Origin of the sequence: Collinsella sp. HCP28S3_E12 (assembly GCF_052065595.1) — a bacterium.
In the GTDB taxonomy this organism is placed as follows: Bacteria; Actinomycetota; Coriobacteriia; order Coriobacteriales; family Coriobacteriaceae; genus Collinsella.
The window spans coordinates 1-12,051 of the sequence record NZ_JBQHTS010000004.1; the positions used below are offsets into that span (position 1 = coordinate 1).

At 61.1% G+C, this 12,051-nt stretch carries 9 protein-coding genes; 2 read left to right on the top strand and 7 right to left on the bottom strand.

The genetic code is table 11. The annotated features are described in order from the left end of the window. Positions 1 to 541 (top strand): transposase (locus ACTNBY_RS02320; protein ID WP_441063209.1); only part of this gene is annotated, 541 nt, incomplete at its 5' end. Between the two features lie 1,194 nt (positions 542 to 1,735). Here the strand turns inward: ACTNBY_RS02320 and ACTNBY_RS02325 are convergent. The 7 genes from ACTNBY_RS02325 to bilR form a co-directional block, all read right to left on the bottom strand. Beyond that, the gene (locus ACTNBY_RS02325; RefSeq protein ID WP_441063210.1) at positions 1,736 to 2,077 is read right to left on the bottom strand and encodes a 4Fe-4S dicluster domain-containing protein; all 342 of its coding nucleotides are present in this window, start codon (positions 2,075 to 2,077) and stop codon (positions 1,736 to 1,738) included. A 7-nt stretch (positions 2,078 to 2,084) separates the two neighbouring features. Next, entirely contained in the window at positions 2,085 to 3,173 is a 1,089-nt protein-coding gene (locus ACTNBY_RS02330) for a hydrogenase large subunit (protein ID WP_441063212.1), read from the bottom strand. 5 nt (positions 3,174 to 3,178) lie between these two features. Next, the gene (locus tag ACTNBY_RS02335) at positions 3,179 to 3,892 is read right to left on the bottom strand and encodes an NADH-quinone oxidoreductase subunit C (RefSeq protein ID WP_441063213.1); all 714 of its coding nucleotides are present in this window, start codon (positions 3,890 to 3,892) and stop codon (positions 3,179 to 3,181) included. After that, positions 3,892 to 4,485: an NADH-quinone oxidoreductase subunit B family protein gene (locus ACTNBY_RS02340; RefSeq protein WP_427795592.1), complete on the bottom strand. Its 594-nt coding sequence runs from the start codon at positions 4,483 to 4,485 to the stop codon at positions 3,892 to 3,894. Before ACTNBY_RS02340 ends, ACTNBY_RS02335 begins: the two co-directional genes overlap by 1 nt. A 12-nt stretch (positions 4,486 to 4,497) precedes the next feature. Continuing rightward, the gene (locus ACTNBY_RS02345) at positions 4,498 to 7,380 is read right to left on the bottom strand and encodes a proton-conducting transporter transmembrane domain-containing protein (protein ID WP_441063214.1); all 2,883 of its coding nucleotides are present in this window, start codon (positions 7,378 to 7,380) and stop codon (positions 4,498 to 4,500) included. Between the two features lie 285 nt (positions 7,381 to 7,665). Beyond that, positions 7,666 to 8,061 (bottom strand): helix-turn-helix domain-containing protein, encoded by a 396-nt coding sequence (locus ACTNBY_RS02350; protein WP_229770663.1) that lies wholly within the window; start codon positions 8,059 to 8,061, stop codon positions 7,666 to 7,668. Between the two features lie 454 nt (positions 8,062 to 8,515). Beyond that, on the bottom strand, positions 8,516 to 10,546 hold the full coding sequence (gene bilR, locus ACTNBY_RS02355; protein WP_441063215.1) for a bilirubin reductase, long form: 2,031 nt from the start codon (positions 10,544 to 10,546) through the stop codon (positions 8,516 to 8,518). 913 nt (positions 10,547 to 11,459) lie between these two features. Between bilR and ACTNBY_RS02360 the strand changes: the two genes are divergently transcribed. Beyond that, positions 11,460 to 11,963, top strand: coding sequence for a hypothetical protein (locus ACTNBY_RS02360; RefSeq protein ID WP_441063217.1), 504 nt, complete (start codon positions 11,460 to 11,462; stop codon positions 11,961 to 11,963). The last annotated feature ends 88 nt before the right edge of the window (positions 11,964 to 12,051 follow it).

Genomic DNA, 12,051 nt, shown 5'->3' on the forward strand with positions numbered 1-12,051 from the left:
GTACTACGTCACGGCCGCGAGGTGCGCGGAGTCGGACCGCCGGCAGCTCGAGAAGAAGGTGCTCGCCCTCGCCCGGACCGACCGGTGGCGCCCGGCCGTCGAGGCGCTCTCCTGCATCAAGGGAATCGACACCCTGACGGCCTTCAGGCTCGCAGCCGAGGCGGGCTCCTTCACGAGGTTCCGGACGGCCCCGGCCTTCGCGAGCTGGTGCGGGCTGGTCCCGTCGGAGCGCTCGAGCGGCGAGACCGAGCGGCGCGGCGGGATAACCAAGACGGGCAACCGGCTCGCCAGGACGGCGCTGGTGGAGTCGGCGTGGCACTACCTGACGTGCTCGCCCCGCCCGAAGGCCCCGGCGCCCGGCGCGGACGTCCCCGCGGCGATCCGGGCGCGCGCCGACGACTGCACCGCCAGGCTCTGCCGCCGCCGCGAGGCGCTGGCGGCGGCGGGCAAGAGCCCGTGCAAGGCAAACGCCGCCGTCGCGCGCGAGCTCGCCTGCTGGGTCTGGGAGATCGGGCGCCGGGCGGAGGGGACCCTCGGCTGACCCCGTCGGACAACAAGCCTCCCGCCGGGAGGGCCCGCGCCTCGACGCATCGCCGGCGCGCGTTCACGACCCTTTTTTGGGCAGCCCAAGGCAAGGGCCGCGCCCGTGAACAAGACTGGTTTCGGACGAGCGCGCCGGACGGAGAATCGAAATGCGGTGGGGTGCGCGGACATACCGGGCTGACCGCCGGCAGCGCGCCCGCAAGAGCCCGCGGATATTAGCTTGCCAGGCAAGCGTCGACTAAACGTGCAGCGTGCGCGGGCCCTCCCGACGGGAAACGAAAAAGCCCGGTTTAAAACCGGGCTCGAACAAACACGCCTATTGACAATGGCTTTCTCATATTAAATGGGCCTGCGCAACCGCACGCAGATCGCCATCGCCTACCTGCGAGGGTAGTTGCCCGAAGACCGACCGCCCCGGCATAACAAAATGTCTGCTACCGGTTTAATGCCATTTCAAAACGATGCCAGTTTACTACGATGAATCGCCCACCTTCAACCACAGCAAATTGCGAGCTTGCAAAACCGCAGGTAGAACGCTTGCAATATTTGGAAAAATGCAGTCATGGTCGGGGATGTCGAATTTATCGTAGTAAACCGACATAGTTTTGTTCGGGCGCCCCTGCACGAATGCCTCCGCAAGCCTCGCAGGACCAAAGTGATCCGTTTTCTTCCGCCCGCGGAGATCGGCTGACGGCGCCCGCCACGAAATCGGCCCATCTACTACGTTTAGTCCTGCACCCCCGACCATAACCGCGTTTCATGAAAAACCACAGGAGTTTTACCTGCGGTTTTTATTTCGCATTATTTGCCATGGTTGAGGGCGACGGCTTAAACGTAGTAGATAGGCCCATTTCGTGGCAGACGGGTCACGTGGCAGCCCTCGCAAGGCCAAAATGATCCGTTTTCCTCCATCCCCGGGGGATCAGGGTCTGGTACCAATATGGCGCCATTTCAAAACTATGCCAGATTACGGGGCAAAAGCCGGAGCCCTCATCCATACCTTCATTTTTTCAAAAACAGCAAGCGGTCTACCTGCGGTTTTGGTTTTGCAATTTACCGTATGGTCGGAGGTTCGCTATTCAGCCCCGTAATTCGGCATGGTTTTGTTCGTGGCGGCCCAACCGCGCGTTCACGCGCGGGGCCGGCGGGGCATTTTTGCCCCACCGGCCCCTATTCCAGCTCTATTCCAGTGCTATTCCGGCTTGGTTTCTACCGTGGGAGTCTTGTCCGCCGCGACTGGAGTGCGCGCGGTGTCCATAGTCAGGCAGTGCTTGGGGCAGCTCTCGATGCACTCGCCACACACCACGCAGGCGTACGGGTCGATCGACCAGGTACCACCCTTGCGATCGACCGCAAGCGCGCCCGCCGGGCAGCGACGTGCGCACATACCGCAGCAGATGCACACGTCCATATCGTTGACGATATGCCCGCGCAGGCGCTCGGGCACCGTCAGCTCCTCCTGCGGATAGCGCACCGTGACCGGTTGCTTGACCATAGAGCCCAAGGCCGTCTTGGCAAATGTCATCAAACTCATGCCGCGCCTACCTTTCCGTGCAACTAATGCAGGGGTCGATGGTCAGGATAATCATGGGCACGTTGGCAATGAGCACGCCCTGCAGTGCATGCGTCAGGCCCGCCAGGTTTTGCGACGTCGGCGTGCGCACGCGGAAACGGTCCAAATTCTTGGTGCCGTTACCGCGCACATAGTAGTACGCCTCGCCGCGCGGTTGCTCAATCACAACCTCGCCGCGTGCGCCATCGGCCGGCGTAAGCTTGGTGCGCCCGCCGATGCCGTCGTGCGGAATCTTGCCCACAAGCTCCTTAATGATGTCCATGGCCTGCGTGACCTCGGCACAGCGCACCTGGCAGCGGGCATAGCAGTCGCCATCGGTGGCAACGATGGGCTCAAACGCAGCCAGGTCCGCATAGGCACCGTCGCCAAACATGCGCACGTCGTAGTCCACGCCCGAGGCGCGCCCAAACGGACCGACCATCGACATGTCCAGCGCGTCTTTCTTGCTGATCACGCCCACGCCATGCAGGCGCTCGCCGCAGCTGTTGTCGTCCAAAAACGTATGCACCAGGGCCTCGTAGTCGGGGCGCATGGCATCGAGCGTCTGGACAATGCCCGCCAGCTCGGAGTCCTCAATGTCATGCTTAAGGCCGCCGATCTCGTTAATCGACAGAATCACGCGACCGCCACACGTGCTCTCAAAGATCTTGAGAATCTGCTCGCGCAGGGTCCACGAACGATAGAACAGCGCCTCGAAGCCAAAGGCATCGGCGAGCAGGCCCAGCCACAGCAGGTGCGAGTGAATGCGCGAAAGCTCGTGCAAAATGGTACGGATATACTGCACGCGGCCGGGCACCTCGATATCGAGCATGCGCTCGCAGGCGCTGGCATAGCCGCAGCTGTGACCCACGGCGCAAATGCCGCAGATGCGCTCGGCGATGTAGCCAAACTGGTGCATGTCACGCTTTTCGGTGAGCTTCTCGAGTCCGCGGTGCACAAAGCCGATCTGCGGAATTGCCTCGATAACGCGGTCGTCCTCGAGCACCAGGTCCAGGTGAAGCGGCTCGGGCAGCACCGGGTGCTGCGGGCCAAACGGAATAACGGAGCGATGTGCCATGGACCTTACGCCTCCTTTTTTTGCTTATCGCGGGCGGCTTTGGCGGCAAGCGCCGCGCGAACCTTGGCCGCTTTCTCGGGATCCATGGCGGCGAGCTTTGCCTCCATCTCGGCAGCCTTGAGCGCGGCCTTGGCGGCAGCCTCGTCATGCTGAGCATCGGAGCCGGCAGCCGCAGCGGGCTGAGCGACGGCAGCGCCCGCAGCATCGCCGACGCTCGCAGCGCCCTCCCCTGCAGCAGCCGCGGCGGCCTTCTCGGCCGCAGCCTTGCGCGCCTTGGCCTCGGCGGCCGCGCGGACCTTCATGGCCTTCTCGCGCGCGGCCTTCACCTCGGGCGTGATAACGCTCATGGGCTCGGCAGTCGAAACCTGGTAGAAAAAGCCCTTAAAGTCGATCTGCATGTCGGTAATGGCAAGCCCAAACAGGTCGTGTGCCTCATTTTCAAACGGGAACACCGCAGGGTAGTACGAGCTGATGGATGGAATCTCCTGGTACTGGTCGATGCCCTCAACCACCAGGTTCTCAATCGCATAGCTGCCGTCCTGCGCGATCTGCTCCTGGGCAGCACGAACGTTGATGAACGTATAGACCAAGCGGTACGAGCCGTCGTCTACGTTGCGCTCGGCGTGCATTTGTACAAAGCGGGCACCGGAACCCTTGAGCGCCTGGACATGCGACAGCAGCGCATCGAGCTCGACGGTGGTATAGATTGCCTTTTGCATTACTCGGCCCCCCTTGCAGCGGCGGACGCGGCGGGCGTCCCAGCAGGTGCGTCGCCAGCGGCGGGCGCGTCGCCGGCCTCAGCCGCGGCCACAAATCCGTCCTCGCCCAGCTCAACGCCGCCATCCCAGGTAGCAGCACCGCCCACGGTAAGCGGGTCGCCGCCGGCGCGCATCACAGCCTCCTTCTGGTCCAGGATGCCGCACGCCTCCACGATGGCGTCGATCACCGTCTCGGGGCGAATGGCGCATCCGGGCGCGTACACGTCCACGGGAATTGCGCGGTCCACGCCACCGATCACGTTGTACGCATCGCGGAACACGCCGCCCGAGCACGCGCAGATGCCGCACGCCACCACGCACTTGGGCTCGAGCATCTGGTTGTAGATCTGGCGCACGACGGGCAAGTTCTGGGCGTTGACCGACCCCGTCACCAAAAAGATGTCCGCATGTTTGGGGTTGCCGGTGTTGACCACGCCAAAGCGCTCCGCATCGAACAGCGGCGTGAGCGAGGCCAGCACCTCGATATCGCATCCGTTGCAGCTCGAACCGTCGTAATGAATAACCCACGGCGAACGCGACATTTTATGATCCATGGATGCCGCCTCCTAAATAAACACGTCGACGAGGATGGGCATAAGGTTGAGCAGGCCAAACACCAGCGCCACACCCCAGCCGAGCTTAAAGCAGCTGCGCCAGGTGCTACGGGCGAAGGTGTTATCGATCAGTACCTCGGCAAAATACGTCATGACCATAACGACCAGGGCGACGACCCAGCTCACCGGGTTGTCCCAAACAAAGAACATGCCCACCCACATCAAAAACAGCACGGTCTCGCACCAGTGCATAAGGGTCATCTTGGCCAGCGTGCCGCCGCTCATCTCGGTGGCGACGCCCTGGACGATCTCCTGATGCGCGTGATGCGAGTACGAAAGGTCAAACGGCGACTTGCGCAGTTTGATGGTAAGCACCGCGAGCAGTGCGAGGAAGATGGGCGCGCTGTACACGATGATGGGGGCCGACTGCCCCGTCACGGCGATGGAATCGAAGCTGTCGGTGGCAAGGTACAGGCCCACACTCATCAGCAAAACGGCGGGCTCGTAACTCATGACCTGCAGCAGCTCGCGGTCGGCTCCGACCTGGGCAAACGGGCTTTGCGTCGAGGCGGACGCCAGCACCACAAAGATCGCAGCGAGGGTAACCATAAAGGCGCATAACAGTGTGTTGGAACCCGACACAAAGATGCCGCCGCCCACCACGGTAAAGATGAGCGCGCACGCCATGTAGGTATCGTCCACGGTGTTTACGCTGGCAGGGGCTTTGCGCAGGAGCTTGGCTACATCGTAGAACGGTTGCAGCAGACGCGGTCCCACGCGGCCCTGCATGCGGGCGGACAGCTTGCGGTCGATGCCGTCGATCAGGCCACCAACCAAAGGCGCCAGCAGGGCAAACGCCACGGTGCCTATAAAGATGCCCACGACGCCCGAGCCTTCGAAATACTTGCCGCGCAGCACCGAGGGCTCGCCCATGGCGAGCGTATCGGGACCAATCCATACGCAGCATAGCAGCGCGAACAGGATGATGCTGCAGCACACGATGCTGCCCGCGGGGCCAATGCGATTCTCGCCAAGGGCGTCCTCCAGGTACCAATTGCGCTTTTCGGCCTTCACCTCGTGTCCCATCGAGCCGCGGAAATGACGGTAATTGTCGGTTCCCACACCCGAAAGATATACGTTTACGTGCGGTTTGTCGCTCACGCGGAATGAAGTCAGCAGCACCACGGCGATAAAAGCCACGATAACCACCATTAGATACATGGCATCCTTGCCAATAACATACGGCACGCGGCCAAACACCATGGCCAAGTAAGGCGACACCAGACCGCTCGAGATAATCGGGAACGCTACACAGCACAGAATCAGCAGCGCGGCGATAGTGTTGAGCGCTATCCATTCGGTCTTATGGACATTGCCCTCCACGTTTTCGGCCGTAGAATCCACGCCCGAGAGCTTGGCGAGCCACTTGCCCCAGAAGAAGAACGTCGCGGCCGAGCCAAAGGCCAGCACCATGATCATGAGCACATTGCCGGTCTGCGCAAACGCCACCAGGGCGCCCCACTTAGACACGAGCATGCCAAACGGCGCCACGAACATGCCCATGATGCCCAGCATCATCAGGCGCGTCAGGTGCGGCATGCGACTGAACATGCCGTCCATGTCCTCGATATTGCGGCTGCCGATATGATGCTCGGCCGTGCCCACGCACAGGAACAGCAGCGACTTTGCCACCGTATGGAACAAGATCAAGAAGATGGCGGCCCACACGGCCTCGGGCGCGCCGACACCCAGGCAGGCACTGATGAGGCCCAGGTTGGAAATGGTGGAGTACGCGAGCACACGCTTGGCATTGCTCTGCGAGACGGCCATGAGGGCGGCGAGCAAAAACGTGATGGCGCCCACGCTCGTGACCATAAAGCCGGTCACGGGATAGGTGGCGTACAGCGGGCTCAGCTTGACCATCAAAAACACGCCGGCCTTGACCATGGTGGACGAGTGCAGCAGGGCGCTCGTGGGCGTGGGGGCGACCATGGCGCCGAGCAGCCAGGTGTGGAACGGCATCTGTGCGGCCTTGGTAAGCGCGGCGATCGACAGCAAGACGACCGGCAGCACCAGCAGCGCGGATTGCGCGGTTCCGGCGCCGGAAAGCTCGATCATGCCCGAAATGGTCAGCGGCACGCCGTTGACGTGCAGGAACATAAGGCCCGCCAAAAACGCGATGCCGCCCAGCATGTTGAGGATGATCTGGGTAAAGGCGTTTTTGATAGCCTCGGGCGTGCGCGTATAGCCAATCATAAGAAACGAGCACACGGTGGTGATTTCCCAGCCGCAGAACAGCCACTCCAGGTTGTCGCTCGTCACGATGACGAACATGGCCGAAAGGAACAGGAACATAAGCGCCAGGAACTGCGGGCGTCGGTCGGGCGCGGTCTGCCCACGCAGCGCGGCCTCGTGCTCATCGTGCGCCTGGAAGTCCCTCATGTAGCCCAGGGCATACACGCAGATCAGGCTGCCGACAATGCCAACGGCGAGCACCATGATCACGCTCATATAGTCCAGGTAGAGCGGCGTGGCGGTGACGACCTCGGCCGTGGGCAGCGTCATGGCAGCGAAGGCAACCGAACCCACCAGCTGCACCACGCCGAGCACGCCGGTAAACGCGTTCCTATATTTGAACGCGTTGTACAGGATGACGGCGCACAGAATTACGTCGATGACGGAGCTGATGATCGAGAGCACATGCGAGGTGCCGGGGGCAACCTCAAAGCCCTGCGGACCCGTGCCAAAAAATAAGACGGCAACTACAACGGTCACCGCCATAATAATGCCGGAGCCTACAAGCCCTACCGCATCGCGGGCTCGGTCACTGCGCGCGAGCAGCATGCCCATCGCCGGTACCAGCGGAAACAGGGTAAGGAAATACAGTAGCGTCATACCATCACTCCCCCATGCAAAAACGCTGCAATTATTTAACGTTATAGCTCAAATTGGGGGTTCAGGCGGCAGGTTTTCGGTCAACTGGGGGTTTTAGGCGTATGGGGTAAGGGCATGTCCGCTTTGGAGCAGAGAGGCGACGCTCCCCCTATCGTAGCGGCGGGCGCACGGGCCACTGCGCGCGGTTTATTGACCACTTTGAAGGATGTCCCGATAGACTCGCGGCGGTCCAAAAAGTTGGCGCGGCAAGAAAAATGCGCCCCTGCGGACGCACCATCCCGTTCGCTATTCCGCCTTTTTAACGCGCGGTTTACGACCCCGCGGCTTATCAACCAAGGCGGCCTCGCCACCGTCGCGATACTGTCGGCACCAAGCTTTAACCGAAGACTCGCTGGGGATCTTGTGCTTGACCATGACCTCACGCACCGTCAGACCATGTTCCAAGCGGTCCTTAACCACGGCAAGCTTAACGTCAAACGAATATGTGTGGTGATGAGAGCCCGCATTGAGAACGGCGTCGGCGCCGCCCACGGCATACGCACGGGCCCACTGACGGGCTGTGGCCTGGGGGATGCCAAGCTCTGCGGCGAGCGCGCGATGGCCGACCCCTTCTTGGAGGATCTCGACAGCGCGCTGCCTAATCTCGGGCGCATGCGTGCGAGTCCTTGTTGTTTCTGACATACCTGCCACTTCTACTTCTTAGCCTTAAACGTTAAATTGCTTTCTTACGTGCAAGTTAGATAGTAGCATTTTACTGTTTGCTCAAAGCAGTTAATTAAAATAGACGCGGCGCTATCTGGGAATTTGACACCAATTTACGACATTTCTTTATTGATTATTTACGCTGGTAACTAGCTCGCAGCTAATCGTCATTCGCTCGCCAGCAAAATTGGCATCTCTTTATATCCTTTGGAATAGAGGATATGATTATTAACCCCTCCTCCAATAATTTTGAGCAGTCTGCAGGGCAGTAGACGCCTCACTCCCCATGATTAGCGCGCATTGCCGTCCACCGGGGCAAAACAAAAAGGGCGGGACCTGCTGCGCTTGCAGGCCCCGCCCCGATTGACACCCGATGGGACGCGGCCGGGCGAGACAGATCCGTGCTACCGCCCCGCCTGGCCGCGATGTTCAACTACAGCTCGTTGGCCGCGTGATATGCCGTGCGAATGGCGTTCGCAATGTCGGCGGTGCGCTCGCCCGAGCAGTCGCCCACACAGGTCACGGGCACCGTAACGCCATCCAAGTCAAACGCGTTGGCCTTGGAACCGACGGCCATCACCACGTAATCGCAGGCGATCTTCACCGGCTCCTCGGCGCCGTCATCGGCAGTGCGAATGGCCTCCACGCCCTCGTCGGTAATGGCGGTCAGACGGGTCTTCACGTGCTGCTCCACGTTGTGCTCTGAAAAGTCGCTCATAATCAGCGGCAGAATGGTCTCGGACTCGCCTGCGGCAATCTTGTCGAGCATCTCCACGATCGCCACTTCGCAGCCGTGCTGCAGCAGGTACTCGGCAGTCTCGGTGCCCACCAGGCCACCGCCAATGACGGCGACGCGGCCCGTAAGCTCCACCTTGCCGGCCAGCACGTCCCAGCTCGAGACGACCTTCTTAGAATCGGCACCCGGAACAGGGATGACCACGTCGTGCGCGCCCACAGCCACAATCGCGGCGTCGGCGGCGTTGAGGTCCTCTGCCGTAGCGGCATGGTTGAGCTCAACTTTCACGCCCAGGCCGGGCAGAATCTTCTCGTAATACTCGACCGAGCGCATGATCTCGTCCTTGCGCGGAGGCGCGGCCGCCAGCACAATCTGGCCGCCCAGATGATCGCTCGCCTCGTAGACGGTCACGTCGTAGCCGCGCTTGGCCGCCACGCGTGCGGCCTCCAGACCGGCAATACCGCCGCCCACAACGGCGATCTTCTTGTCGCCCTCGCCCGGCTTAATGGCGATGGCAGCCTCGTCGCCGTTCTCGGCATTGAGCACACACGAGATGTACTTGCGGTTTTGAATCGCATCGACGCAGCCCTTGTTGCAGTTGAGGCACTCGCGGATGGGTTCGCCCGTGGCGGCCTTTAGCGCAATGTCGGGGTCGCACATGAGCGAGCGGCCATAGGCGATGATATCGGCCGCGCCGTCTTCCAGGATCTTCTCGCCGGCCTCGACCGAGACAACACGGCCCACAGTTGCCACCGGCACGGAGACCAGGGCCTTGACGCGCTCGGCCACGGGCAGCGTCCAGTTGTAGGGCATGGCGCCCATGGACGGAATGGTGTCGCCCATATTGCCGGTGTGGTTGGCTTGTGCAACCTGGATCATATCGATGCCCGCGCCCTCGAGCAGCTTGGCAAACTCGCAGGCCTCGTCGGGCTGCAGGCCGCCCTTGCCACGCGGCGTGCCATCGGGGTTCTCCATGATCACGGGGAGCTTGTACTCCACCATCAGCTGCGGCGCGGCCTCCTTAATGGCGGCGACGACCTCCAGCGCGTAGCGGACGCGGTTCTCGAACGAGCCGCCGTACTCGTCGGTTCGCTTGTTGAGGATCGCGGAGCACAGCGAACCCACCAGGCGGTCGCCGTGGACCTCGATGGCGTCGATGCCGGCCTGCTGTGCGCGAGCGGCCGAGGCAGCGATGGCCTCCTTGATCTGGGTGAGCTGCTCTACGCTCGCCTCGTTCACAAAGTGCTGCATGTCGTGGTGCAGCTTGGCATATGCCTGCTTGCGGATCTCGTTGGACTCGGCCATCTTGGCGGCAAAGGTCTCCTCGTCGCCGGCGGCCTTGGCCTCCTGCGCGGCTTTGGCTGCAGCCATGGAGCCCATGACCATGCGGCCGACACCGGGCACGTCGTACTCGGGGTGGAACAGCTGCAGCGCGACCTTGGCACCGTGCTTGTGGACGGCGTCGGCCAGTGCCTTAAACGTGGGGATCTGGGCGTCGGTTGCCAGCTTGGGCGTGGGGCTTGCGGTCATGACGGGAGCGACGTCGCCGATGACGATGTAGCCCACGCCGCCACGGGCCAGGCGCTCGTAAAAAGCCAGGCTGCGCTCGCCGATGGAACCGTCGCGCTCCTCATAGCCGGTGGTCAGCGGCGGGAACATAATGCGGTTCTTGAGCTCAAGGGGGCCAACCGTAATGGGCTGGAGCAGCTTGGACGCAGGTGCGGTCATGGACATTCCTCTCTTGTAGACGCGGCGGCGATGGTGCCGCGTAGTTGTTTAGAGGATATGGCATGGGGGTACAGCGGCACAACGAAAATCGGCGGATAGCAGGCAGCGGCAGGCGGATGGGGCGGGGCGGCCCGTCGGTTTGTCTCAATCTGTAACAGCTACCCAGCAAAACCGGGTCTTACTGTTACAGATCGAGATATTCCTCTCGACCCATCCTCAACAATCTCAATCTGTAACATATAGACCGACTTTTGGCCTCCACCTGTTACAGATCAAGACAAACGGAAGCGTTCCGTCGGAAAATCTCGATCTGTAACACCTACAGGCCAAAAACGACCCCAGATGTTACAGATCGAGACGAACAAACTCGGTCCGACCAAACATCTCAATCTGTAACAGCTAGACCCACTTTTGACCCCTACCTGTTACAGATCAAGACAAACGGCAACTGTCCGTCCGAATATCTCAATCTGTAACAACAACTCGGCAAAATCCGTCCCTCGTGTTACAGATCGAGACAAACGGAGCCCCGCTCGCCGGAAATCTCAATCTGTAACATCTACAGACCAAAATCGGACCCACCTGTTACAGATCGAGACAAACCCCAGCAGCAACACCGTCCCCGTTCGAGGAAACGACCGCCACACTCACCTTTTTAAACAACCTAATACTGCGCATCCTGCGATAATGATTTGGTCACGCGTCGACTACGGCGAAGACGCGGCAGAGGGGACACCCATGCAACCGAGTACCACCGATAGGTCCACCGCAAAGCAAGCGCTGCTCGAGGCGCTCTTGAGCGACGCGGGGCTCAAGAGCCTCACGCAAACAGCCTCTACCGTTATGGGCAACCCGGTGCTCGTCGTCGATCCCGTCTACCGCTATGCCGCCCGCGGTGGCTTTGAGCTCGACGATGCCGACGACCCCCCCTTTTTTTGCAGCCATCACCCGCGCCGAGCTCTCCGAAGGCGATATGCTGCAGGACGAAGCCGTGCGCTACATCATCGAACGCGATCTAGACGAGAAGATTGCCCGCTCGACAGGCCCGCTCACACGCTATAACGACATGTTCTGCCTCAACACCATGACCGGTGCGATCAAGGTTCACGGCACGTGTCTGGGCCGGGCGCTGATGATCGAGCGCAATCTCATGCGAATCCTCCTTTATAGGGCTCTCGGACGAGCCCGGGTTTCATGCGAATTGCATGCGTATCGACAGCCATACTTTCGCTCGAAAACAGGCTCAAAACCATGTGCAGGCGCACCGATGTTTGCCCATAGCGACCATGGGCTTTGTGCGGATGAACCATGCGTTTGGGCAACGCTTTCGAGCGCATGGTCCTGGCGCCATACGCACAAAGGGGGGCGGTGTGCCTTATGGCACCCGCCCCTGATAATCGAGTTTTCTTATGTTTAGTCCTATTAAACAGTCCAATATCTTTAGGCAAGATCACCCCGACGGCGCTCATCCCACTTGGAAGGCCAGACTCCACCCGCCTGCTCGA